This window comes from Paenibacillus sedimenti, assembly GCF_014534655.1.
GTDB lineage: Bacteria > Bacillota > Bacilli > Paenibacillales > NBRC-103111 > Paenibacillus_E > Paenibacillus_E sedimenti.
The window spans coordinates 244156-268371 of record NZ_JACVVD010000003.1 but is presented as its reverse complement, the minus strand read 5'-3'; the positions used below and the strand labels follow the sequence as shown (position 1 = coordinate 268371).

Sequence of the window (24216 nt, the reverse complement as noted above, 5' to 3'; positions counted from 1 at the left end):
GTAAGATGGATTAATGGGTACTTCTATGAACGATGTGTCCACCAACAATTAAACGAGGTGATCCTCATGAGTGGTCGAAGCCTGCCATCGAGACAAATCAACATCGTATTGCGGCAACCGGAGCCTCACGCCTCGCAAATGGCTGAAGCCGAGCCACAGCTGATCGGAAAGCGAACGCCGCAAGAAGGCCCGCTGTCTGAAATTTTCAAAGAGCTGAATCAAATGATAGGTCTCGATAATGTGAAAGAATTGGTTCATGAAATCTATGCGTTGCTGCAAATTTCTCAATTTCGCGCAGAGGCTGGTCTGGTAAGTAACTCTCACGTCTATCATATGATTTTCAAAGGAAGTCCGGGTACGGGGAAAACGACAGTGGCACGGCTTATGGGGCGCATGTTTCATGCGATGGGCGTGCTGAGCAAAGGGCACTTTATTGAAGTGGAACGCGCGGATCTCGTCGGAGAGTATATTGGACATACTGCTCTCAAAACGCGTGAACTCATGAAAAAAGCAATGGGCGGCATATTATTTATTGATGAAGCTTACAGCTTGGCGCGAGGCGGCGACAAGGACTTCGGCAAGGAATCGATCGACGCGCTGGTGAAAGGGATGGAGGATAAAAAGAACGACTTTATTTTAATATTGGCCGGTTACAGTGAGGAAATGGAGCAATTCCTGGCCACGAATCCCGGTCTGCCATCCCGTTTTCCGATACAGGTCGATTTCGAAGATTATCACATTGATCAGCTCATCCAAATTACGGAGCTCATGGCGAAGGAACGTGAATATGTGCTGCTCCCGCAAACGATCGTAAAGTTAAGGCAGCATTTGACAGAGGAGAAGGCCATGACATGGAGAGCGTTCAGCAACGCAAGGTATGTTCGCAATATTTTGGAAAAATCGATGCGGCACCAGGCTGTCCGCCTTCTTAGCCAGTATATCAACCCACCGTCCAAGGCAGAATTGATGTCCATACGTCCTGAAGACCTGAAAATTAAATAATTGAAGCAGGCTGTTCGACTTAGGTGTTGGACAGTTTTTTTGTGCTGTTTAGGATCGATGCAGGGTACAAGGCTTATTCCATTGGAAATCGTACGGTGTTTTGGCGCGAGTCGTGAAGTTTTACAGGCGAGGATTGGATTTTGTACAATGAAATCACTACAAAACAGATCCGCAACTAGAATTCAGGGCAATTCTGCTGGATAAAATCCAATGAGAGGTCATCCATACACTTGTGGAGAACGATTCTGTTGTACATTTTCCAATGTTGAAGTTCTTTAATGCCTCACGAACGGTCCAGCCGGTCAAATTGACTTTCCCTTCCTTTTCCTCCACAATGATGGTGGGTTATGTCCAATTCTGGATGGCGCCACCAAGCTATGCTCACGATGCCGACTTATTTGGCGAAAAACGCTAAGGAGAAATCATATGAAACAAACTTCACATATCGTAGACAGTGAAATTCAAGATAGGGCTGTGCTCGTCAGCCTGGTTACTCAAAAGCAGAAAAAGAATGAAGAGCTGGCAGCGTATTCCCTTCAGGAACTGGTCAAATTAGCCGAAACGGCCGGCGTGCTTGTACTTGAAACCATGACGCAGAACAAGGAAACCGCTGATACCCGTTGGTTTATCGGTAAAGGAAAGGTAGAGGAACTGAAGGCGAGAATCGAAGAGCTGGGTGCCAACACCGCGATCTTCGACCAAGAACTTTCTGGTGCGCAGGTACGCAATCTGGAGACGGCACTCGATGTCAAAATTATAGATCGTACGCAGTTAATCTTGGATATCTTCGCGCAGCGCGCAAAGACGCGTGAAGGGATTATTCAGGTAGAGCTGGCCCAGCTTAGCTATTTGCTGCCACGTCTTTCAGGACAAGGCAAAAACTTGTCGCGTCTTGGAGGCGGTATCGGTACGAGGGGGCCAGGTGAATCAAAGCTGGAAACCGATCGCAGGCACATTCGCGGCCGAATTGACGAGCTGAAAGCGCAATTGGAGGAAGTCGTGCGTCATCGCAACCTGCACCGTGAACGCCGTAAGAAAACGGGTGTTTTTCAAGTCGCGCTCGTGGGCTATACGAACGCAGGAAAGTCAACGCTGCTCAAGCAGCTGACGCAAGCTGACGTTTACGTGGAGAACCAGCTATTCGCTACGCTGGATCCGACTTCCCGGACGATGGAGCTGCCAAGCGGCAAGGAAATCGTTCTGACGGACACCGTAGGTTTCATTCAGAACCTGCCGCATGATCTGGTCGCTTCTTTCCGTGCTACGTTGGAGGAAGCCAATGAAGCCGATCTGATTCTGCATGTCGTCGATAGTTCGACAGATATGCGGAACGAACAGATGCGGGTCGTGGCTGAGGTGCTGGAGGAGCTTGGCGCTCATCAGAAGGAGCAGCTTACGGTCTTTAACAAAATTGATCTTTGCACGCAGCAGGAGAAAGAAATGCTTTCAACCGAAGGTGATTTCCTGAAAATCAGCGCCTACACGCAAGAGGATTTAGAGCGACTGCGGATTGCTGTTCAAGAGAAGCTGATGGGAGAGAATAAGCTGTTCCGCATTCCGGCTGAGAAAGGCGATATGATATCTCTCGTCTACCGGATAGGCGATGTGCTTACGAATGAAGTGGACGGCGAAGATATGTTGTTTCAGGTCCGCGTAAATAAGGATGATTATGAGAAAATGGGATATTTGCTTGCCGCTTACGATCAGCAGCGAGCTCAGCAAGAAGGACTGGACGGCAGGGGAGAGATTTACTGATTATGCAATTCGGGGAAAAAGTGATGGCGCTGATGGAAAGCGCCGAACGCAAAGCAGAAAGCGCTTTTCGACAGATCGAAAAGACAATTGACATCAACCAATGGAAAGTGATCGGCGCTTTCCAGAAGCACAAGGTGAGCGATTACCATTTCGCCTCTTCCACTGGCTATGGTTACAATGACCGCGGCAGAGAGGTGCTCGATCTCGTTTATGCGGATGCGATGGGGGCTGAGGCGGCGCTTGTGCGTCCCCACTTCGTCTCGGGGACGCATACGATCGGCACTGCGCTGTTCGGCGTGTTGCGCCCAGGCGAACATCTTCTTTACATAACGGGTAAGCCTTATGATACCCTGCATAAAGTCATCGGCAAGCCCGGCGACGGCACCGGCTCGCTGCAGGATTGGGGCATCGCTTACAGCGAGGTTGCCCTGACAGAGGACGGCGTGCCGGACTGGCAAGCCATCGCGGCGGCGATTCAGCCGAACACGAAGGTGATCGGCATTCAGCGCTCGCGCGGCTACTCGTGGCGGCCGTCGTTTACGATCGGACAAATCGGCGAGATGGTCCGATTTGTCAAGGAAGTGAACCCGTCAGTTATCGTCTTCGTCGATAACTGCTACGGGGAGTTCACCGAGCCGGAGGAGCCGACGCAGGTCGGCGTCGATTTGATGGCAGGCTCGCTCATCAAAAACCCCGGCGGCGGCATCGCCCCGTCCGGGGGCTATATTGCCGGGCGGCGCGACCTCGTGGAGCTCGCCGCCTACCGGTTGACCGCCCCCGGCATCGGGGGCGAGGTCGGAGCCATGCTCGGCGCGACGCGCAGCATGTATCAAGGGCTGTTCCTTGCCCCGCACCTGGTGGGGCAAGCGGTCAAGGGCTCGGTCTTCGCGGCTAGCGTGTTCGAAGACCTTGGCTTCGAGAGCCATCCGCGCTGGCAAGACTCGCGGACGGATCTGATCCAGGCGATCCGCTTCACGTCCGCGGAGCACCTGATCACGTTCGTACAGGGCATCCAGAAGGCTGCCGCAGTGGACTCACATGTCGTGCCGGAGCCTTGGGATATGCCCGGTTACGAGCACCCGGTCATTATGGCGGCCGGCACGTTCATCCAAGGCGGCAGTCTCGAGCTGTCCGCCGACGCGCCGATCCGTGAGCCCTACATCGCTTACATGCAGGGCGGATTAACCTACTCCCACTGCAAGTTAGGGGTACTGACAGCCATCCAACATATGGTGGACAAGGGATTAATATGAAAAAACGAACTGTGAACAAACCTAACACTCCTTGACACGTTTTTGTTACGAAGGTACAATAAGGATGATGTACTTACTGACCAGGAGTGATTAGCATGAGTGATGAAATACGTAGAAATATGGCGTTATTCCCGATCGGTATTGTCATGAAGCTGACGGATTTAACAGCGAGACAAATTCGCTATTATGAACAACACGAACTCATTATACCGGCAAGAACGTCAGGTAATCAGAGACTATACTCGTTCAATGACGTGGAGAGACTGCTCGAAATCAAAGATTTGATTGAAAAAGGCGTGAATATCGCAGGCATTAAGCAGGTGCTCTTACCGGTTGACAAGGACTCGGAAGATGCTACCATCATTAATGAGCATACTGAGGTTAAACGCAAGGAGCTTTCCGATTCACAGCTGCACAAGATGCTCAAGCAGCAATTGATCGGCGGCGGTAAGCGTCCTGGCCAGGTTTCCTTGATCCAAGGCGAGTTATCGCGATTCTTTCGCAAGTAAGCGTTTATAATTAGAGAGGAGAATGTTCGTGGGTTACAATAATAACTATAGCAAAGAAGACATTCTGCGCATTGCCAAAGAAGAAAATGTTCGTTTCATCCGCTTGCAATTCACGGATTTAATGGGAAGCGTCAAAAACGTTGAAATCCCTTTCAGCCAATTGGAGAAAGCGCTTGACAACAAGATGATGTTCGACGGCTCCTCGATCGAAGGCTACGTCCGTATCGAAGAATCCGATATGTATTTGTACCCTGATTTAAGCACTTGGGTTATCTTCCCTTGGGTAACAGAGGGCAAAGTGGCTCGTTTGATTTGCGATATCTATCTGCCGGACGGCAGACCTTTCCCTGGAGATCCGCGCGGCATTTTGAAAAATGCGCTGAAGCAAGCCGGGGAAATGGGCTACACAGCCATGAATGTAGGTCCGGAGCCGGAGTTTTTCTTGTTCAAAACCGATGATAAGGGCAATCCGACTACAGAACTCAATGATCAAGGCGGTTATTTTGACTTGGCGCCTATGGATCTGGGTGAAAACTGCCGCCGTGACATCGTCTTGACACTGGAAGAGATGGGCTTCGAAATCGAGGCTTCTCACCACGAAGTTGCGCCAGGCCAACACGAAATTGACTTCAAATACGCAGACGCCCTGAAAGCGGCTGACCAGATCCAAACGTTTAAGCTGGTCGTCAAAACGGTTGCCAGACAGCATGGTCTTCATGCAACATTTATGCCTAAGCCGCTGTTCGGCGTGAACGGTTCCGGTATGCACTGCCACCAATCGCTGTTCAAAGGCGACGTGAACGCATTTTATGACGAAAACGATAAGTTAGGTTTAAGTCAAGCAGCCAGACATTATATGGCAGGTGTCCTTCGTCATGCTCGCTCTTTTGCGGCTATTACGAATCCTACTGTCAACTCGTATAAACGTCTAGTGCCTGGTTACGAGGCGCCATGTTACGTAGCGTGGTCAGCGAGCAACCGCAGTCCGATGATTCGTATCCCGGCTTCCCGAGGGCTCAGCACACGCATTGAGGTGCGCAATCCGGATCCGGCAGCGAATCCTTATTTGGCGCTTGCCGTCATGCTTGCAGCAGGTCTCGACGGCATTAAGAACAAAATGCAGCTTCCTCCGCCAACAGACCGCAACATCTACGTGATGAGCGAAGAAGAAAGAGAAGAGCAGGGGATTCCTAGCTTGCCTTTGAACCTGAAACAAGCGCTCGACGAACTGATCCGCAATGATGTGATCTGTGACGCTTTGGGCGAGCATGCACTGGCACATTTCTACGAACTCAAAGAGATCGAGTATGACATGTACCGTACGCAAGTTCACCAATGGGAAAGAGACCAGTATCTATCGCTTTATTAATTGGAAAGTACCAATACTAAAAGAAGCCCGTTAGCTGTTCAGGAGCATGCCTCCTGCGCTGATGGGCTTTTTCATGCGAGGAGATTGAACTCATGGACAATTTTTATGTCAATTTGGAAAAATACGCGGAACTAGTCATTCAGATTGGCGTTAATCTTCAAAAAGGCCAGGACTTGTTGATCGAATCCCCGATGGAGTCCCTGGACTTAACGCGCCTTATCGTGAAGAAAGCTTATGAAGCGGGAGCTAATTTTGTGCAAGTGCATTGGCAGGACGACTTCATTACCAGAAGTCGTTTTATGAATGCAAGCGATGAAGCGATTGACTACTATCCGGAATGGTATGCGAGCATGCTGGAGCGGTTCGCCCAGAACGGGGGGGCTTTATTGCACATTAAAGTGCCTGATCCGGATCTTTATAAAGGCATTGATGCAGAGTTAGTCGCAAGAGCTTCCAAAGCAGCTTCTACGGCGCGCGCAACTTATCAGCAATATGTTCGAACAAGTAAGTTCAGCTGGTGCCTGATTAAGGCTCCGACACAAGCTTGGGCGTCCAAGGTCTTTGCGGATCTTCCCGAAGAGCAGCGTGTAGAAGCCATGTGGGATGCAATTTTCCATATGAATCGGGTTTATAAGGAGAACCCTGTCGCTGCCTGGCGCGAGCATATCAAACAGCTTCAACGGATGCGTCAGGTGCTCAATGAGAAGAAATATGCCGCTCTCCAGTACAGAGCACCCGGAACAGATCTTCGCGTTGAGCTCCCGGAAGGCCATATTTGGCTGGGCGGTGATAAAGGCAACGAAACGGGCGTTCGCTTCGTAGCGAATATGCCGACAGAGGAAGTGTTTACGATGCCGAAGCGAACCGGCGTGAACGGGACGGTTACGAGCACGAAGCCGTTGAACGTAAACGGGGCGATCGTGGATAAATTCTCTTTCCGATTTGAGGACGGACAGATCGTCGACTATGCGGCAGAGGTCGGATATGAACATTTGGACAGTCTGATGAACATGGATGAAGGAAGCCGATATTTAGGCGAGGTCGCACTTGTGCCCTTTGACTCTCCAATCTCTAACTTGAATCGTATTTTTTATAACACTGGGATTGATGAAAATGCATCCTGCCATCTTGCTCTAGGCAGCTGCTACCCGATTAATCTTACGAACGGGGCGAAGCTGTCCAAAGAAGAATTGAGTGAACGCGGAGGAAACACCTCGCTGATCCACGTTGATTTTATGATGGGTTCGGCGGATCTTGATATTGATGGCGTGCTTAGCGACGGGACTGTTGAAGCCGTATTCCGCAAAGGAAACTGGGCTCTTCAATTTTAGAGGCGAACAATAAACGAACAAAAGACCGTAGGCCACAGGCTTACGGTCTTTTGTTGCACTTATGCACTTGTTGTTTACATATCGCGGAACAAACCAATAACGCGTCCAAGAATGGTAACGTGCTTGAGTAGTATCGGCTGCATGGCGGAATTCTCCGGTTGCAGACGAATATGGTCGCGTTCTTTGTAAAAACGTTTCACGGTAGCTTCATCATCTTCGGTCATCGCTACGACAATGTCTCCATTATTAGCTGTTTGCTGTTGTTTCACGATGACATAATCGCCATTATGGATGCCTGCTTCAATCATACTATCGCCCATGATGCTAAGCATAAATACATTGTTATCGCCAACGATATGGGATGGAAGAGGGAAATAGTCCTCGATATTCTCCGTTGCCGTAATCGGTACCCCTGCAGTTACTTTACCGACCAAAGGAACTCTTGCAACCGAGTGAGCAAAATTGCTTTCGCTTCCATCGAGACCCAAGATTTCAATCGCACGGGGCTTCGTAGGATCGCGACGAATTAAACCTTTCTTCTCCAAGCGCTCCAAATGTCCGTGAACCGTAGAACTGGAAGCCAGTCCAACCGCTTCTCCGATTTCTCTGACTGAAGGCGGGTAGCCTTTATCTTTCACTTCATTCTTAATGAATTCCAATATAGCCTGTTGTCGCTGCGAAATTTTACTCAATAGTTATCACTCCAATTATGGGAATCATTACCCAAAGTATAACACAGAACCGGAGTTCGTACAAACATAAGTTCGAGAAATGTATTGACTCAAACATGTGTTCGTGTTAATCTAATAACAGAACAAATGTTTGGGGGATGATTATTCATGTACATTGCATATTCACATACGAACACAACTCAACCACTTCACAGATCACATCACGTATCCAAACAGATTAAAGCAAGTGCTAAGCTTGCAAAGAAGCTGTTTAGCCTTATTTTGTTAGTTGTAATTCTCGGCACTGTTTTCTCCTTTGGTGCGATCGTTCAAGCTTACGCGGGTGATGGGGAGTCTTCAGCTGCTGTGAAGACAGGTACTTCTGTGAAGGTCATTCCACATGAGAAGGTTGTTGTTCAACGTGGAGATACGCTTTGGAAGATCGCTTCCTCCCATTTGGACAAAGGCGAGAACATTCGTTCTTATATCGATCGATTATACGCCCTTAATCATCTTAGCTCGAGTTCTCTTCAAGAGGGCCAAGTTCTGCTGTTGCCTTAATGTAGGCTGATCGTTCCGTTATATAGTTGAACTTATTTATTAGAGACCCGGGATTGCTCCCGGGTCTCTTCGTTTGCCTCCTTGACAATCCTTTATCCGGATGGCAAAGTAGTAGTCATACTGAAATTTGCCAGGGGGGACAATCATGAGCGACAACATGGATCAGAATATCGAGCGGATCAATGAGCTTGCCCGTAAAGCGAAAGGCGTTGGCTTAACGGACGAGGAGATTGAGGAACGCAACGAGTTGAGAAAGAAGTACATTCAGGCGTTTCGAAGTTCTCTCAAAGTTCAACTTGATTCCATCAAGTTCACAGACGAAGAGAAATAGGTTATATATATAGAAACAACATTCAAGGGGGAAATGAATGATGACATTGAAAGCCGTACTGTTTGATTTGGACGATACGCTCTTGTGGGACGATCGCAGCGTTAAGGAAGCTTTCGAGGCTACTTGCTCCGAAGCTGCCAAGCATGTGAATGTGCATCCGGAAGCATTGGAAGCGGCTGTCCGCCAAGAAGCTCGCGCTTTATACGAATCCTATGAAACGTATCCGTTCACGAAAATGATTGGAATCAATCCATTCGAAGGACTTTGGGCGAATTTCACCCAAGGCGAGAATGAGAATTTCCGCAAGCTGGAGAAGCTCGCCCCTGAATATCGTACAGCATCTTGGACTCGGGGACTGCAAGCATTAGGCATCGAAGATCGCGAACTTGGCTACAAACTGGGCGAACTTTTTCCTGCTGAACGCCGTCGACGTCCACTCGTCTACGAGGAGACATTCCGAGTGCTGGATAGTCTGAAAAGCAATTTTACACTCCTGCTTTTAACGAACGGCTCCCCTGATCTGCAAAAGGAAAAGCTTGCAGGCGTACCCGAGATTCAGACTTATTTTGATCACATTGTTATTTCAGGTGAATTCGGTGAAGGGAAACCGGCAACGTCGATTTTCCATCACGCGATGGGGCTCCTCGGTATTGAAGCTCACGAAGGCATTATGATTGGAGATAAGCTGACAACGGATATTCTTGGTTCCAGTCGCGTCGGCATGCGTAACATCTGGATTAATCATCACGGTCTGCCTCAAGGCGACGAAATTACACCTGCTTATGAGGTTTCCAGACTACAAGAGATTCTACCGATTATTGCGACTCTCTAATTCTTCGCAGTAAAAAGCCCAACGGTTCATGGGAGTATTCCCTGTACCGTTGGGCTTTCATGTTTATCATTTAGAATTAGGCCTTGACAAACTCAGGATCATCAACATTATAAGCGATCCAACCGTCTTTTTCGATAAAGAGGCGAACCGCTACGATTTGACGATTGTCCATCAATGTGAAGAAATGGTTTGTGTTTTCAGGAACGGAGATCACATCTCCCGGCTCAAGTTCAACGTCAAAATATCCGAGCTCTTCGGATTTAATGATGAAGATCCCTTTACCCGCTACAATCGCGCGGATTTCATCTTCGGTATGCGTGTGCACCTGCTCGAATTTCTTCAGCAGTTCTTCAATGTTAGGTGTCGCATCAGATAGGGAAATGACATCCCAGATCTCATAGCCGCGTCTAGCAGCAAGATCGCGAATTTCTGCGTCGTAGGTGCTCAAGATTTGAGCTTTTTCTTGATCACTCAGAGTGAATTTCTCGCGTAGAGAATCTGGGAGCTTTGCAATGTCCCAATGTTCGTATACCACTTGTTGACTATCCAAGAAGGCTTTGACCTGTTCTTGTCCTTCAATGCGCTCATTCGTGTTGCGGATTCGTATTTGAGCCATGTTACATCCCTCTTTCTATACAAATATAATTGTATTATAGAGGAAAGGGAGCAGTCTGTCGATGAGTCGGATAAGTTAATCCGAGATAACCCATAGGAAATATTGATAATTCAAAATCTTTTCTTAAAAGCGGTATTCTGTTACACTAAAGCATAACAAAAATTGTCGATTCTTTTTATAAGTTAATGTTTCACGCCAAGTTGAAAGGGAGTCAGGCTATGAGTAAACCGCCAATTCAAGAGCAGCTAAAGAAAAAAATTATGATCCTCGACGGCGCTATGGGAACGATGATTCAACAGGAGAATCTAACCGCGGCTGATTTCGGAGGGGATGAGCTCGACGGGTGTAATGAGATTCTTTGCGTTACAAGACCGGATGTCATTCAGAAGATTCATGAGGCTTACTTCGCGGCTGGCGCCGATATGATAGAAACGAATACGTTCGGATCAACGAGCGTAGTATTAGCGGAGTACGATTTGCAGGATCGCCACCGTGAGCTGAATATGACTGCGGCCAAGCTTGCTATCGAAGCGGCAAATAAATATTCGACGCCGGAATGGCCTCGTTATGTCATTGGTGCCATGGGCCCAACGACCAAAACGTTGTCTGTTACGGGAGGCGTCACCTTCGAGCAGCTCGAGGACAGCTATTACGAGCAAGCATTAGCACTGATTGAAGCAGGTGTGGATGCGCTGTTGCTTGAGACGTCACAGGATACATTGAACGTGAAAGCCGGCAGCATCGGTATTCGCAGAGCGTATGAGACACTTGGCGTGAAGCTGCCGATTATGATTTCGGGAACGATCGAGCCGATGGGCACTACGTTGGCCGGACAAAATATTGAATCCTTTTATATTTCCTTGGAACATTTACAACCTATCTCGATTGGTCTTAACTGTGCGACTGGTCCTGAGTTCATGCGTGACCATATCCGTACGCTTTCTGACATTGCAACGACAGCGATCAGTTGTTACCCGAATGCCGGCTTGCCGGATGAGAACGGGCATTACCACGAATCGCCGGACTCACTCGCCAGGAAAATGGCAGGATTTGCCGAGCAGGGGTGGCTAAACATCGCAGGCGGTTGCTGCGGTACGACGCCTGACCATATTCGCGCCATGGCAGAGACGCTTGGGAGATATAAGCCAAGAACGGAGTATGGAACACATCCGCCTGCAGTATCCGGTATTGAAACCGTATATATTGAGCCGGAGAATCGCCCGATCATGGTTGGGGAACGGACGAACATTTCCGGTTCGCGAAAATTCAAACGCCTCATTAAGGAAGGCAAATTTGAAGAAGGCTCCGAAATTGCCCGTAATCAGGTGAAAAACGGCGCGCACGTCATTGATATTAACCTTCAGGATACGGATATTGATGAAGCTTATGCGATGGAGGAGTTTCTTAAGCAAGTCGTGAAAAAAGTCAAAGTTCCACTCATGATTGATTCTACTTACGATCATATCATTGAGCTTGGATTGAAATATTCTCAAGGTAAAGCCCTTATTAACTCCATTAACTTAGAGGATGGAGAGACGAAGTTTCAAGGTATTCTTCCGCTTATTCACAAGTATGGGGCGGCAGTCGTTTGTATCCTCATCGATGAGCGTGGTCAAGCGGTCTCTCGCGAAGCGAAGATGGAAGTGGCTACGCGTTCTTACGAGCTTTTAACGCAGAAGTACGGGATGAATCCGGAAGATATTATTTTTGACCCGAATATGTTCCCGGTTGGCTCCGGCGATCCGCAGTATATCGGTTCTGCAGTAGAGACGATTGAAGGCATTCGCATGATTAAAGAAAAATATCCTGCTGCAAAAACAATTCTCGGGTTAAGTAATATTTCCTTCGGGCTGCCGGACGCGGGTCGTGAAGTTCTGAACTCCGTCTATTTGTACCACTGTACGAAAGCCGGGCTTGACTATGCAATCGTGAATACCGAGAAACTGGAGCGCTATGCTTCCATTCCGGAGGAAGAACGCAAGCTTGCCGAAGAATTGATTTATAATACCAACGATGAGACGTTGGCGCAGTTCGTCGCCCATTTCCGCGAGAAGAAGGTAGAGAAGAAAGAGAAAATTTCGAACCTTACGTTGGAAGAAAGACTGGGTTCTTATGTCGTAGAGGGCACGAAGGAAGGGCTAATTCCCGACTTGGAAATTTCCTTGCAGAAATATTCGCCGCTTGAGGTCATTAACGGACCGCTGATGAAGGGAATGGAAGAGGTCGGCCGGCTCTTTAATAACAACGAGCTGATCGTGGCGGAAGTGCTGCAAAGCGCCGAGGTCATGAAGGCGTCGGTTTCTTATTTGGAGCCATTCATGGAGAAGTCGGAGTCTGCCGTCAAAGGGAAGATCATCCTGGCAACGGTTAAGGGCGATGTACATGACATCGGTAAAAATCTGGTGGAGATCATTCTCTCTAACAATGGCTATCATATCGTCAACCTCGGCATTAAAGTGCCGCCGGAGCAGCTCATTGAGGCGTATCGCAAAGAGAAGCCCGATGCGATCGGGTTATCGGGTCTGCTCGTTAAATCAGCGCAGCAGATGGTTGTCACCGCGCAGGATTTGCGCAATGCGGGCGTAGACGTGCCGATTCTCGTCGGAGGCGCCGCACTAACCCGCAAATTCACGAAGACGCGGATTCAGCCGGAATATGAAGGTGTCGTGCTGTATGCGAAGGATGCGATGGACGGCCTGGATATCGCCAACCGTCTGAGCGATCCTGAACAGCGCAAGCGGCTGATTCAGGAGCTAAGAGAGAGCAAGGAGTCCGATGTGATGGACGCCGGCAAGAAGGAAGAGCAGATGCCGAAGCTGACGCGCGTCAAATCTTCTGAGGTTTCCAAGGACGTTCCTGTGCAGTTACCGCAGGATTTGGAACGTCATGTGCTGCGGGATTATCCAATCAGCCATCTGATGCCTTATGTGAACATGCAGATGCTGCTGGGTCATCATCTTGGCTTGAAAGGCAAAGTGGAGCAGCTTCTTGGCGATAAAGACGCAAAAGCGATGCAGTTGAAAGATACTGTGGATTCCATACTTTATTCAGCGCAGAAAGATCATATCATTAAGGCTCATGGGATGTACCGCTTTTTCCCGGCTCAGTCGAATGGCGATGATGTGATTGTATACGATCCGCAGGATCACAGCAAAGTGCTGGAAACTTTCACCTTCCCGCGACAGGATAAAGAACCGTTCCTTTGTTTAGCTGACTATCTGAAATCGGTGGAAAGCGGGCAAATGGATTATGTGGGTTTCCTGCTAGTAACAGCAGGTCATGGCATCAACGAGCTTGCCAAAGAGTGGCGCGACAAAGGAGACTATCTGAAGTCCCACGCACTGCAGGCTACTGCGCTTGAAGTGGCTGAGGGGTTTGCGGAGCGAATCCATCACATCATGCGCGATGTGTGGGGCATTCCTGATCGTGCTGAGATGACGATGCAGGAGCGCTTTGGTGCGAAATATACCGGACAACGATTCTCCTTCGGATATCCGGCTTGCCCGAGTCTCGATGATCAGGCGAAACTGTTCGCCCTGCTGAAACCGGAAGATATTGGTGTAGAGCTGACGGAATCGTTCATGATGGAGCCTGAGGCTTCCGTATCCGCCATCGTGTTTGCGCACCCGGAAGCTCGATATTTCAATGTCGGTTAGATTTGCAGTCAGTGTGCTTTATAGTATTACAGATTAGAAAAAGCGAGGCGGCATGTTCGAACTTCACGGTTCGGCATGCGCATACCTCGCTTTTTGCTTGTCTTACGGCTTCAGAACAACTTTGATGCAGTTGTCTTTTTTCTCATCAAACACTTCATATCCGTGAGAGGCTTCACTTAATGGAAGGCGATGAGTAATGATGTCAGTCGGATCAATCTTCTCCTCTACGATCATTTTGAAAAGATCCGGTATGTAATGGACGACTGGAGCTTGCCCCATTTTCAGCGTGATGTTGCGGGAGAAAAAGTCACCCAGTGGAAAGGCGTTATAGCGCAAGCCATACACGCCAACCATCATGACGGTTCCGAATTTGCGGACGCACTGAGCAGCGATATTAATTGCACCCATTGCTCCTCCATGCAGCATAAGAGCAGTTTCAATCTTTTCGATGAACGTCTTCTTGCCATCCAAACCGACGCAGTCGATAACGACATCCGCGCCTCCTCCCGTAATTTCTTTGAGGTGCGCTCCAATGTTGTCTGTATCTTCGAAATTGAACGCTTCTACGCGATTGACCCTCTTTGCGTGATCCAATCTGTACCCGATATAGTCAACCGCAATGACGCGTTTAGCGCCTTTAAACCAGGCGAATTTTTGCGCCAGCAGGCCAACCGGACCACAACCGAGTACGATGACTGTATCGCCTTGCTTCACGCCGCCGTAATCAACACCCCAGTACGCTGTCGGAATGATGTCGGAAAGAAATAGAAGTTTCTCGTCTTCCAGTTCACAGCTTTTGGGAATGACGAAAGGTCCGAAGTTCGCGTAAGGTACGCGCAGCAGTTCTGCCTGACCTCCAGCGTAACCGCCGTACGTATCGGAGTAGCCGAGATAGCCTCCCGCATCGCGATGCGGGTTCGAATTGTCGCATTGGCTTTCCATTTGATGCTGACAGTAATAACAATGCCCGCAAGATACATTGAAGGGAATGATAACTCTGTCTCCTTTTTTTACCTTCGTTACCTCAGGACCAATCTCGTCGACAATGCCCATTGGTTCATGGCCGATTATGTAGTCAGTTGGCATATTTGGCATGAGTCCATGTATCAGGTGGAGGTCGGAACCACAAATGGCCGTTGACGTAATGCGGACGATGATGTCATCTTTATTCTCTATAACCGGGTCTTTGACTTCTTTCACTTGAACGTTCTTTGGTCCTTGATACGTAGTCGCTTTCATATGTTCCTCCTAAGCTGGTTGATATTTCTATAGATTTTACTTTAGTACCATTTACATACACGTAAGACTTGATTCTTTTCACTGTTTGACTTCTGAACGGAATTGGATTAGCATTTTGTGAAAAGACGACTTATGAAATAGGATTTATACATAGTTAGGAGTTTAGCAGTGGAATTATATTTCTTAGGTACGGGGGCGGGAATGCCCTCCAAACAACGCAATGTCACCTCGATCGCGCTGAATTTGCTGGACGAGCGAGGCACATATTGGTTATTCGATTGCGGCGAAGGCACACAGCATCAAATTTTGCACTCTCCTGTGAAGCTGGGGCGAACGGAAAAACTGTTTATTACGCATCTGCACGGTGATCATTTGTACGGCATACCTGGGATGCTTACCAGCCGATCTTATTTGGGCGGTGATACGCCACTAACCGTTTACGGGCCTGTAGGCGTAAAAAGTTTTATCGATACTGCGTTGGGCGTGAGCGGCGCACATTTAAGTTATACGCTGAAAGTCGTTGAAATTCAGGAAGAGGGTCTTTTGTTCGAAGATGAAACCTTTCGCGTGGAGACGGCTCGCCTTGAGCACCGTATCGAATGCTTCGGTTACAGGATTATCGAAAAGGATCTGGCGGGGAAGCTGATGCTGGACAAGCTTTCCGAGCTCGGCGTGCCTGCAGGACCGATCTATGGCAAGCTGAAGCAGGGTCAAACCGTGCAGCTCGAGGACGGTCGCGTGCTTCAAGGAGCCGACTTTGTCGGGGCGCCGGTTCCGGGGCGCAAAGTCGTTGTTTTAGGCGATACGCGCTATTGCAGCGGAGCCGTGCATTTGGCTCAAGGCGCAGACGTGCTTATACATGAGGCGACATTCGCTATGGACAAGCAGGAGCTGGCTTATGCGTTCGACCATGCGACCTCCGTCGATGCGGCGCGAACTGCGGAGGAAGCGGGCGTTGATACGCTGATCATGACGCATATTAGCTCGCGCTATCAAGGCGAGGAAACGAATCTGCTGCTGCAGGAAGCGCAAAGCATTCATCCGAACAGCCATATCGCCAAGGATTTCTGGAGTTTTGACATTCCTCGTAAAGTGTAATAATAAGAGTGAGCCCAGAACCCCAAAGAAGAAGCCCGAGGGAAATTAGCCTCGGGCTTCTTACGATTTGACGTGGATAGTCGTTTTTCTCATAATGGAGGAAGTAGAATCTTAGTTATACTTCCAAGTGGCGAGCTAGCCGGTTGGAAACAAAAGAAAGGGTGTTCACCGGTGTGCGGACGCTATACGATTACCGTGATGTTGGAAGAACTGCTGCTTCGGTATGATATCTATTACAAATATCCATCAAAGTATAGTCCTAAATATAATGTTGCGCCTGGACAGATGGTGATGGCTATTGTCCATGACGGGGAGAAGAACAGGCTTGGGGAGTTGCGATGGGGGCTCATCCCGGAGTGGGCAAATGATGAGAAGATCGCGTACCAAACGCTTAACGCGAGATCTGAAACACTTTCAGACAAACCGGCCTTCCGCACGCCGTTTCAGCGCAAACGATGCCTTATTCCAGCCGACTCTTTCTATGAGTGGAAAGGTACAGGCAAGCAGAAGCAGCCGATGCGGATTATGCTTAAAAGCAAGGGTATCTTCAGTATGGCCGGGCTATATGATACTTGGGTTTCGCCGGATGGCGCGAAAATCTCGACCTGCACGGTAGTTACGACGGCACCTAATGAGCTGGTAGCGGACATTCACGACCGGATGCCGGTCATTTTGCCGCGCGAAGCAGAAGCAGCTTGGCTGGACCGCCGCATCACGAACACAGAAGTACTGAGACCGATGCTGAAGCCATATCCGGCGGAGGAAATGATCGCTTATCCCGTATCGGGCAGGGTTGGCAATGTACGCAATGACGATGAGTCGTGTATAGAAGAGTTAAGCCTGCTGCTATAGAAAATAGAACGAAGTGAAAGAAATAGGAGAGTTGCATACGATGAAAACACGCATGGCAGCAAGTATTGCAATCTTTATGTTGATTGTGCTCGTAGTTAACAGCTTTATCGGCTGGCACCTGCAAGTTTTTCTGGTTGACTTGCTAGGCACCTGGTTTCAAAGCAGTATTTATTGGGTTTGCTTCTGGATTGTCGCTTTGTCGTACTTACTATCGTGGCTTGCTTCGCGCATCTTGCATGCCAATGTTTCACGCGCCTTAAAAGTCATCGGTTCGTATTGGTTTGCCGTTATGCAGTATGGCATTTTGCTGCTGCCGGTTACAGATTTGGCAGCAGTCATACTCAACTTCGCAGGAGTACCCTCCAGCATCTACATTTCCATGCTAGGATGGCTTAATATTTTGATCTTTGGCATCATCTTGGTTCGTGGTATTTACAATGCAAAGAGTCCAGTCATACGCAAATATGAAATCACAATTCCGAAAGCAGCAGGAGACTGGAAGCAGCTCCGCATCGCTGTAGCATCCGATATTCACCTGGGCTCCATCGTCGGTAATCGCCACCTGCGCAAGCTCGTTGATCGCGTCAATGCCATGCAGCCGGATTTGATTCTTCTGCCAGGGGATGTTATAGACGATGACATTAAGCCTTTTATCCGTTATAACATGGGGCGGGTGATGGGGGAGCTGCGTGCCCCGCTCGGCGTCTATGCCGTACTTGGCAACCATGAATATATCGGCGGTCATATACCTGCCTTTGTGGAACAAATGAAGGGGATCGGCATTCGTGTGCTCATGGATGAAACCGTGCATATCGCAGAGCGATTATATCTTGTCGGCAGAAAAGACAAGGCAGCAGAGAGAATGGCCGAGGGACGCAAGCCCTTAAGCTCACTGCTGGAAGATGTTAATGCCGAGCAGCCTATTATTGTAATGGATCATCAGCCTTACCATCTCGACAAAGCGGCGGAAGCAGGCGCGGATGTTATGCTTTCCGGTCATACCCACAGAGGTCAGATCGTACCGAATCATCTGATTACAAGGAAGCTGTTTGAGCTCGACTGGGGCTATCTGCGCAAAGGAAACCTTCATGCGATCGTGTCTTCCGGCTTCGGCACGTGGGGACCGCCGATCCGTCTTGGCAGCCGTTCGGAAATTATCGATTTAACCGTACATTTTACCAGTTAAGGGTTATTAGCAACCTGAGGGAAGAGAGGATTCACGTTATGCAAGAAATTGAAAAGAAACAAATCACACCCGTGGAAGCAGCTGCCGCCATGATGCAGTTTACAATGAAAAGCATAGAGAACGGCTGGGAAACGATCCGGCCGGTCTTCACCGCCTTTTTAACGGAGCCTGCACTATCGCAAGCCAAAGAGGACGAGCTCCTTCGCGAGATATACATCGCTGCTTTAGCGCTGGAAATCTACTGTATTCCTCATGCTTTTGATAAAGAAACTGCTAGTATTGTTCTTTCAGGAATGAACGAGGTTATGGCATCTGAAAATTTGGTCAGCCATCAATTATCCGCGCCGATCAACGAACAATATTTGCCGAAATTTGAAGCCGTCAACGGAGAGGATCCTGCAGACCTCGCCTTAGCGTTAGTGGAAGAAGCAGCAAGTATCTTGTATAAGCGCTTGGAGTTGCCGCTGAAACCTGCGGATCCGGACAAGAGCATGCTGTGGGCGAAACTGTTCCCTTTTCTCGCAGGGCATGTGGGGAAATGGCCCATTTTGCAAGCCAAATTCACGATTCAATCAGAATAACGAAACCGGAGGTGGGTGGTTGTGATTGCGCATAAACGAATTACCGTTTTCGTTTTGTCCGGCTTTCTGGGGAGCGGGAAAACGACTTTATTAACCAAAGCGATTGATCATTTCACGGAAGCGGGACGAAAACCGGCAGTAATTATGAATGAGATTGGCGAAGTCAATTTGGACGGACAGTTAGTTGCCGAAGAAGTGCCGATGTCAGAGCTGTTGGGAGGCTGCATCTGCTGCTCCAGCAGAGGCGACTTGGCTGCAGCGCTGAAGGAGCTTGTGACGAATGAGCAGCCGGATCTTATTTTTATAGAATCGACGGGGATTGCGAACCCGATTGAAATCATCGATGAAGTGACGGACGCGTCGCTCGTTTTTCCCGTCGAGCTCAAGGCTGTCATCACGGTTGTCGATGCTCCTCAGCTATTGGAGCTGAGCCGGACGAGCCGTGGCAAGACGTACCGGCTCATGGAAGAGCAAATCCGCTGTGCGAATCTGTTGCTATTGAATAAAACGGACCTGCTGCCGCAATCAGCGCTGCAGGAGGTAGACGCTCTGGTTCGTGAATGGAATCCGTATGCATCCGTCCATTTCACGGTATTCAGTCAAATCGATATGCAGTTGATCGAAGCGCTTACGGAAGGCGATGCTGGCCAGCACGCCCGCGCTGAGGTTAAGATTACCCATGAGCACGAAAGCCATAAACATCACCATGATCATGAGCATACGCATGCCAGACATCACCATCATACCCACAGTCACGTGATGGCTTATACGCACTTTTTTGAACGTGCAGTTGACAGCAATGCGTTCGAAGAATTTGTCAGCAAGCTGCCTAAAGAGGTGTACCGCGCAAAGGGGATTCTCAGCTTCTCGGATACGGCAAGCCGCTTCTTGTTCCAATTCGCCTATCGCGAGATGGATTTCGTCAAAATTACGCCGCAAGGCGAGGTGCCTGACGTCGCCGTATTCATCGGCGAAAATTTTTCCAAAGAAGCGGTAAGAAGCGCACTGCTTAGACTGGAATCTGCAAACGAATAGATGAGGTTCAAATGTACAAAAAAACCGTCAAAGACCTTAATGCAAAGGTTCTTCGACGGTTTTTTATTATGAATCCAATTCCTTGAGCGGTTCAAAGTTAGGGTAAATGTAGGGTGAATCCGGAGCCGTAATCTTCTCGATCTGGGTTGCTTTAATCGTGAAAATATCGTTACCGTTGTAGGTCCCGGTTTGGATGGTTCCTGTCACTTTCACCCACGTGTCTTTGGTGTAGTTCTGGGCTGTCGGAAAGTCGATCATAACCCCATAAGGAGTGGCGTCTGCGGAACAGCAGCTTACCGCGAACCGGCCGACGACAAACTGATTGCTTTTCATGTTATCTTCCCGGTAAACGAATCCGGTTAGCTCTATTTTTTTACCGATAAAATTATCTTTAAATAAGTCGATTGACGACAAGATCTCCATGTAAATGGAGGGTTTGACGACGATCGTGTCCTTTTTATAGAGTAGCATACCGATCTTGGCAAAGTCCTCATCCCATTCACTGTCGACATGGAATAATTGCTGGAGCTCTGCATCGGTTTTATCATTGCCTGAAGCAGCTGGAGCAGGGGATACGGTTTCAGCCTTTGGACTGGGGCTCACCGTCGGGCTTGGTGTAGCTGCAGGTACGCCATTGTTCGTCACGATTTCAGCGCTTTGTTTGGAGACCGCCGATTTCGCGGCTGAGAGATTCATCCCTTTTGCAGCAGCCATCGCACTGCCAAGCGCAGTGTCGGGCAGCAGGAAGCCGACTAGCAAAGGCAGAACAAGAAGCCCGTAAGAAACAAAATTGCGGAATGCTGAGCGGGAAACCGGTTGTTCGCAATCGCAAGCGATTTGTTTGCCCCAATAAGCGCGTAGAGCGGAATAGCCTTGAAAACAGGCGATGATATACAGGGCAACTGCAGCGCATTTGACATAAATCATCATGCGTGGCGCTATGTAATATTGGAGCGAATCAGACTTGGCTAAATAGACGATATAACTCGAGAAGCCAAGTAAAATTATGGTGCGCAGCAAATAGTGAAAGCTAACCGACCGGTTATCATTCATGAGAGAACCTCCCACAACATCGATATAGACAGTACGGTCATCGCGACCAGCACCGACAGAACGAACACAAATTTTGTTTTAAAAACGGATAGCAGCATCAATGTGCTTTTGAAATCTAACATCGGACCGAGTACAAGGAATGTAAGCAGCGAGCCGGACGTGAACGTCGTCTGAAAAGACGAAGCCACGAACGCGTCTGATGTGGAACATAACGACAATACATACGCAAAGCCCATCATAAACAAATGGGAACTTACAGGTCCTTGTCCGATAGCAACCAGGCTTTCCCGCTGCATAAAGGTTTGTATAAGAGCAGTGAGCAGTGAACCGAAGACCAGATATTTACCCATTTCAAAAAACTCATCCGACGCATGCACAAAAAATGAAGTGAATCTGCTGCCTTGATGCTGATGTCCTTCCACTGATTCTTGGCTGGAAAAGTGGGTTCTGCTAATTCGCAAAGGATTGCTTTTAACAAACCGGTAAAGCAGCACGCCAATGACGGCAGCGACCATAAATGCTAGTCCCATTCGAGAATAGGCCATATAAGGATGATTACGAAAAGCCATAAATGTGGCGGCGAACACAATCGGATTGATAATCGGGCCCGTGAGGATGAAAACGACGGCGATATATACGGGCATTCCTTTCATGATAAGCCGCCTGACGACAGGGATCATGCCGCATTCACACATGGGAAATAGAATGCCTAATACGCAGGCGAATAAAATACCAAGAACCGGATTTGTTGGAATCCAGCGGCGGATCGTTTGTTCAGAGACAAAGTTTTGAAGCAAGGCTGAAAGCAGCACACCTAACAAAATAAAGGGGATTGCTTCCAATAAAATGCTGATGAACATCGTTTTGAAAGACTGAATATGATCTGCTGTCAGAAGGGAAAGCTGGGGAATATCCCGATTCATAATAATTAACACAATAAGGAGGAAGCAGATTGCAGTGATGGCATGCATGCTTACTCGAAAAATAGTCGATGGCATGATGATAAGCTCCTTAATAATAATAATTACTATTATATCGTATGAAACATAAAAGGGATATAGGACAATTTTTCAAAGCTTTGACAGGATCGGATGCTTGTTTCAAAAGCTTAATCAAAACTTTATTAAAATTTTATGAAAGTTGAATATATCTTTTGTAAAGTATAGTTTACAATTTGGGATGATCACATGTGCTTAGGAGATTAGCGCCATATGAAGAGATTTTTAGGGAGAAGAGTTAAGCAGGACGTTGTTAATTCATACGGGCTCGTCCTTCTTCCTGCCCAGTCCGTCATAGGCAGCGAAGAACTTGAGTTGTTGCAGATGCATCGTATCGATCTGTTTACCATTATTTTCGATGTGGCGGCGGAGCCGGCCAAAGTTTCAAGCGAAACTCAAATGCAGCAAGTCGTACAGAATACGAAGGCGTTATTTCACTCGATTCAACTAACCAAAAAAATTCCCCTGCTCGAAATTCGTGAAGAAGTGATCCCCGCAGTACAACAAATGACAGAAAATCCGAATGTCTTTCAGCTCTTTGAAGCTGTGAGAGCGAAGGACGATTACACGCACCAGCATAATATCGGCGTAGGCGTGCTAGCCACATTAATAGGCAAATGGATGAATCTGAGTGCCAAAGAATTGACGACGCTAAGTCTTGCCGCAACACTGCACGATGTTGGGAAATTGAGAATTCCGTCAGAGATTTTGAATAAGCCGGGCAAGCTGTCGAGAGAAGAATACGAAATCATAAAGCGTCACAGCCTTTATGGCTATGAAATGCTCAAAGATACGGTAGGCGTAGGACCGAGAGTGGCTGCTGTAGCTTTACAGCATCACGAGAGAGAGGACGGTACGGGATATCCGAACGGTTTGAAAAATGGCGACATCGACATGTACAGCAAAATTGTGGCGGTTGCCGATGTTTTTCATGCGATGACTTCCAAAAGGCCATATCATGAACCGAAGCCCTTCCATGAAGTTTTAGGCGAAATGCAAAATGGAAAGTTCGGTGAATTCGATCCTGAAATTGTCTCCGTTTTCTTGAACAATATTACCCGGCATTTAGTCGGCAACCAGGTTGTTCTCTCCGACGGCCGCCAAGGCGAAGTGGTTTATATTAATCCCCATGATGCGGGAAATCCGCTGGTAAAAGTAGGCGATGAATTTATCGATCTGAGCAAGGATCGAGAAATTCATATCCAATCCGTTATTGCATAAATGAAACAGCCTGCCCCGGGTTACGGGCAGGCTGCTTTATTTGGTATATAGCAGGTTAAAAGGACGATTCCGTCATATGCTGATGCCACTCCTGCTCCAGAGTCTCCGCATCCAAGTCCATGCCGATAAGCACAAGATATGGCTTCCCTTCAAAGGATGCATGCTGCCAATTGGTGCGTTTGCCGGAGAACTGCATTAAATAGGATTCGCCGCCGGATCCGAGCTTGAAATAGCCTTTGGCGCGAAGCAGCATAGACCCTCGTTTCGTTAAAAAACGTTCCACAGTACGCTGTGTAACGAAATGCGGAAAATCCGCGGAAAGCGTGACTGTTTGAATGCGGGAATAGGACATGGTATGTCCGGATGATTGGCTCTTTGACCGCACACTTTTGACAACTTGAAGTTTCCGGTTAAACGTCGGTGAAGACGCTGGAGATAGCTCTTGTGCTTGCAAAGGGCCGAAAATGAGATTTAAATCGAATCGGCTATAAGCGGTTGGCAGCAATAAGGAGCGTTCATTCCATTTGCGAACGGTTTTCTCGATCGTTTGACGTTGTTTATCGTTCACGAGATCTATTTTGTTCAAAAGCAGCAGGTCGGCAACTTCCATCTGCCTGCGAAGGGTATGTACCAGCTCGCGATCGGAAGCGAAGATGCTGTTGTACTCGAGCACGTGTTCGGCATCAAGGACAGTAATCACAGTTTTCAGCTTTACGTAGGGGAGCAGCGCAGGTTCAGTCAGGGCATCGACAATTTCCTCCGGATTGGCTACTCCGGTCAGCTCGATAAGGATGACGTCGGGCTTACGGCCGAGCAAATGTTTGACTGAGTCGCTGATTTCACTCTTTTTGCTGCAGCACATGCAGCCGTCTAATAGCTTTTCAACGTTGATTCCAGGAGAGGAAGCTTGCAGCAGATGGCCATCGACATCCTGCTTCCCGAGTTCATTCATTAGCACGGCGGGACTGAGCCCAAAAGAAGCGGCTTCCTGCAGCATGCGGAGGAGAAGCGTTGTTTTGCCGCTGCCTAGAAAACCACTCAGTACGATAACGGGAACTTTGGACACG

22 protein-coding genes are annotated in these 24216 nt (G+C 48.4%); 16 read left to right on the top strand and 6 right to left on the bottom strand.

Annotation, left to right across the window (positions count from 1 at the left end; all coding sequences use genetic code 11):
* Nucleotides 1-66 precede the first annotated feature (66 nt).
* The 6 genes from ICC18_RS09880 to ICC18_RS09855 all read left to right on the top strand — a co-directional run bounded on the left by ICC18_RS09880 (nt 67) and on the right by ICC18_RS09855 (nt 7219).
* Nucleotides 67-1002: an AAA family ATPase gene (locus tag ICC18_RS09880; RefSeq protein WP_188174232.1), complete on the top strand. Its 936-nt coding sequence runs from the start codon at nt 67-69 to the stop codon at nt 1000-1002.
* A gap of 426 nt (nt 1003-1428) precedes the next feature.
* The gene (gene hflX / locus ICC18_RS09875) at nt 1429-2757 is read left to right on the top strand and encodes a GTPase HflX (protein WP_188174231.1); all 1329 of its coding nucleotides are present in this window, start codon (nt 1429-1431) and stop codon (nt 2755-2757) included.
* A 2-nt stretch (nt 2758-2759) separates the two neighbouring features.
* Nucleotides 2760-4010, top strand: coding sequence for a methionine gamma-lyase family protein (locus tag ICC18_RS09870; RefSeq protein WP_188174230.1), 1251 nt, complete (start codon nt 2760-2762; stop codon nt 4008-4010).
* A gap of 95 nt (nt 4011-4105) precedes the next feature.
* Nucleotides 4106-4519 (top strand): MerR family transcriptional regulator, encoded by a 414-nt coding sequence (locus tag ICC18_RS09865; protein ID WP_188174229.1) that lies wholly within the window; start codon nt 4106-4108, stop codon nt 4517-4519.
* A gap of 28 nt (nt 4520-4547) precedes the next feature.
* Nucleotides 4548-5888 (top strand): type I glutamate--ammonia ligase, encoded by a 1341-nt coding sequence (gene glnA, locus ICC18_RS09860; RefSeq protein ID WP_312029508.1) that lies wholly within the window; start codon nt 4548-4550, stop codon nt 5886-5888.
* Nucleotides 5889-5980: 92 nt separating this feature from the next.
* Nucleotides 5981-7219 (top strand): aminopeptidase, encoded by a 1239-nt coding sequence (locus ICC18_RS09855; protein ID WP_188174227.1) that lies wholly within the window; start codon nt 5981-5983, stop codon nt 7217-7219.
* 74 nt (nt 7220-7293) lie between these two features.
* Here the strand turns inward: ICC18_RS09855 and lexA are convergent, their stop codons facing one another.
* A complete protein-coding gene (gene lexA / locus ICC18_RS09850; protein WP_188174226.1) occupies nt 7294-7911 on the bottom strand; it encodes a transcriptional repressor LexA in 618 nt (205 codons plus the stop codon).
* A gap of 147 nt (nt 7912-8058) precedes the next feature.
* Here lexA and ICC18_RS09845 point away from each other — a divergent pair, with 147 nt between their 5' ends.
* The 3 genes from ICC18_RS09845 (at nt 8059) to ICC18_RS09835 (ending at nt 9614) form a co-directional block, all read left to right on the top strand.
* Nucleotides 8059-8451, top strand: a complete 393-nt coding sequence (locus tag ICC18_RS09845; protein WP_188174225.1) for a LysM peptidoglycan-binding domain-containing protein — start codon at nt 8059-8061, stop codon at nt 8449-8451.
* 145 nt (nt 8452-8596) lie between these two features.
* Nucleotides 8597-8782: a DUF896 domain-containing protein gene (locus ICC18_RS09840; RefSeq protein WP_188174224.1), complete on the top strand. Its 186-nt coding sequence runs from the start codon at nt 8597-8599 to the stop codon at nt 8780-8782.
* 40 nt (nt 8783-8822) lie between these two features.
* A complete protein-coding gene (locus tag ICC18_RS09835) occupies nt 8823-9614 on the top strand; it encodes an HAD family hydrolase (protein ID WP_188174740.1) in 792 nt (263 codons plus the stop codon).
* A gap of 76 nt (nt 9615-9690) precedes the next feature.
* Here ICC18_RS09835 and mtnD read toward each other — a convergent pair whose 3' ends face one another.
* The gene (mtnD, locus tag ICC18_RS09830) at nt 9691-10230 is read right to left on the bottom strand and encodes an acireductone dioxygenase (RefSeq protein ID WP_188174223.1); all 540 of its coding nucleotides are present in this window, start codon (nt 10228-10230) and stop codon (nt 9691-9693) included.
* Nucleotides 10231-10448: 218 nt separating this feature from the next.
* Between mtnD and metH the strand changes: the two genes are divergently transcribed.
* The gene (gene metH / locus ICC18_RS09825) at nt 10449-13886 is read left to right on the top strand and encodes a methionine synthase (RefSeq protein WP_188174222.1); all 3438 of its coding nucleotides are present in this window, start codon (nt 10449-10451) and stop codon (nt 13884-13886) included.
* Between the two features lie 102 nt (nt 13887-13988).
* Here the strand turns inward: metH and ICC18_RS09820 are convergent, their stop codons facing one another.
* Nucleotides 13989-15125 (bottom strand): zinc-dependent alcohol dehydrogenase, encoded by a 1137-nt coding sequence (locus ICC18_RS09820; protein WP_188174221.1) that lies wholly within the window; start codon nt 15123-15125, stop codon nt 13989-13991.
* Between the two features lie 168 nt (nt 15126-15293).
* On the opposite strand from ICC18_RS09820, the gene rnz reads away from it, so the two are divergent.
* The 5 genes from rnz to ICC18_RS09795 all read left to right on the top strand — a co-directional run bounded on the left by rnz (nt 15294) and on the right by ICC18_RS09795 (nt 19877).
* Complete coding sequence (gene rnz, locus ICC18_RS09815) at nt 15294-16223, top strand: ribonuclease Z (RefSeq protein WP_188174220.1); 930 nt, start codon at nt 15294-15296, stop codon at nt 16221-16223.
* A 171-nt stretch (nt 16224-16394) separates the two neighbouring features.
* Complete coding sequence (locus ICC18_RS09810) at nt 16395-17075, top strand: SOS response-associated peptidase (RefSeq protein ID WP_188174219.1); 681 nt, start codon at nt 16395-16397, stop codon at nt 17073-17075.
* A 40-nt stretch (nt 17076-17115) separates the two neighbouring features.
* Nucleotides 17116-18261 (top strand): metallophosphoesterase, encoded by a 1146-nt coding sequence (locus tag ICC18_RS09805; protein ID WP_188174218.1) that lies wholly within the window; start codon nt 17116-17118, stop codon nt 18259-18261.
* A 38-nt stretch (nt 18262-18299) separates the two neighbouring features.
* Complete coding sequence (locus tag ICC18_RS09800; protein ID WP_188174217.1) at nt 18300-18842, top strand: hypothetical protein; 543 nt, start codon at nt 18300-18302, stop codon at nt 18840-18842.
* A gap of 21 nt (nt 18843-18863) precedes the next feature.
* Nucleotides 18864-19877 (top strand): CobW family GTP-binding protein, encoded by a 1014-nt coding sequence (locus ICC18_RS09795; RefSeq protein WP_312029507.1) that lies wholly within the window; start codon nt 18864-18866, stop codon nt 19875-19877.
* 66 nt (nt 19878-19943) lie between these two features.
* Here ICC18_RS09795 and ICC18_RS09790 read toward each other — a convergent pair whose 3' ends face one another.
* Together ICC18_RS09790 and ICC18_RS09785 are read right to left on the bottom strand one after the other, a co-directional pair.
* Nucleotides 19944-20930 carry a TIGR03943 family putative permease subunit gene (locus ICC18_RS09790; RefSeq protein WP_188174216.1) on the bottom strand — a complete coding sequence of 329 codons (987 nt, stop codon included), beginning with the start codon at nt 20928-20930 and terminating at the stop codon, nt 19944-19946.
* Nucleotides 20927-21928 (bottom strand): permease, encoded by a 1002-nt coding sequence (locus tag ICC18_RS09785; protein ID WP_188174215.1) that lies wholly within the window; start codon nt 21926-21928, stop codon nt 20927-20929. Before ICC18_RS09785 ends, ICC18_RS09790 begins: the two co-directional genes overlap by 4 nt.
* Before the next feature lie 213 nt (nt 21929-22141).
* On the opposite strand from ICC18_RS09785, the gene ICC18_RS09780 reads away from it, so the two are divergent.
* The gene (locus tag ICC18_RS09780) at nt 22142-23149 is read left to right on the top strand and encodes an HD-GYP domain-containing protein (RefSeq protein WP_188174214.1); all 1008 of its coding nucleotides are present in this window, start codon (nt 22142-22144) and stop codon (nt 23147-23149) included.
* Between the two features lie 55 nt (nt 23150-23204).
* On the opposite strand, the gene ICC18_RS09775 is transcribed toward ICC18_RS09780, so the two are convergent.
* Nucleotides 23205-24215, bottom strand: a complete 1011-nt coding sequence (locus tag ICC18_RS09775; RefSeq protein ID WP_312029506.1) for a CobW family GTP-binding protein — start codon at nt 24213-24215, stop codon at nt 23205-23207.
* Nucleotide 24216: the final 1 nt, after the last annotated feature.

Excerpts from the sequence above, each read along its gene's own strand:
- ICC18_RS09880 (WP_188174232.1), top strand. The coding sequence starts at position 67 with ATGAGTGGTCGAAGCCTGCCATCGAGACAAATCAACATCGTATTGCGG.
- mtnD (WP_188174223.1), bottom strand. The coding sequence starts at position 10,230 with ATGGCTCAAATACGAATCCGCAACACGAATGAGCGCATTGAAGGACAA.
- ICC18_RS09835 (WP_188174740.1), top strand. The coding sequence starts at position 8,823 with ATGACATTGAAAGCCGTACTGTTTGATTTGGACGATACGCTCTTGTGG.
- ICC18_RS09845 (WP_188174225.1), top strand. The coding sequence starts at position 8,059 with ATGTACATTGCATATTCACATACGAACACAACTCAACCACTTCACAGA.
- ICC18_RS09805 (WP_188174218.1), top strand. The coding sequence starts at position 17,116 with ATGAAAACACGCATGGCAGCAAGTATTGCAATCTTTATGTTGATTGTG.
- ICC18_RS09790 (WP_188174216.1), bottom strand. The coding sequence starts at position 20,930 with ATGAATGATAACCGGTCGGTTAGCTTTCACTATTTGCTGCGCACCATA.
- ICC18_RS09785 (WP_188174215.1), bottom strand. The coding sequence starts at position 21,928 with ATGCCATCGACTATTTTTCGAGTAAGCATGCATGCCATCACTGCAATC.
- ICC18_RS09800 (WP_188174217.1), top strand. The coding sequence starts at position 18,300 with ATGCAAGAAATTGAAAAGAAACAAATCACACCCGTGGAAGCAGCTGCC.
- hflX (WP_188174231.1), top strand. The coding sequence starts at position 1,429 with ATGAAACAAACTTCACATATCGTAGACAGTGAAATTCAAGATAGGGCT.
- metH (WP_188174222.1), top strand. The coding sequence starts at position 10,449 with ATGAGTAAACCGCCAATTCAAGAGCAGCTAAAGAAAAAAATTATGATC.
- ICC18_RS09840 (WP_188174224.1), top strand. The coding sequence starts at position 8,597 with ATGAGCGACAACATGGATCAGAATATCGAGCGGATCAATGAGCTTGCC.
- ICC18_RS09870 (WP_188174230.1), top strand. The coding sequence starts at position 2,760 with ATGCAATTCGGGGAAAAAGTGATGGCGCTGATGGAAAGCGCCGAACGC.
- ICC18_RS09780 (WP_188174214.1), top strand. The coding sequence starts at position 22,142 with ATGAAGAGATTTTTAGGGAGAAGAGTTAAGCAGGACGTTGTTAATTCA.
- ICC18_RS09865 (WP_188174229.1), top strand. The coding sequence starts at position 4,106 with ATGAGTGATGAAATACGTAGAAATATGGCGTTATTCCCGATCGGTATT.
- ICC18_RS09820 (WP_188174221.1), bottom strand. The coding sequence starts at position 15,125 with ATGAAAGCGACTACGTATCAAGGACCAAAGAACGTTCAAGTGAAAGAA.
- ICC18_RS09855 (WP_188174227.1), top strand. The coding sequence starts at position 5,981 with ATGGACAATTTTTATGTCAATTTGGAAAAATACGCGGAACTAGTCATT.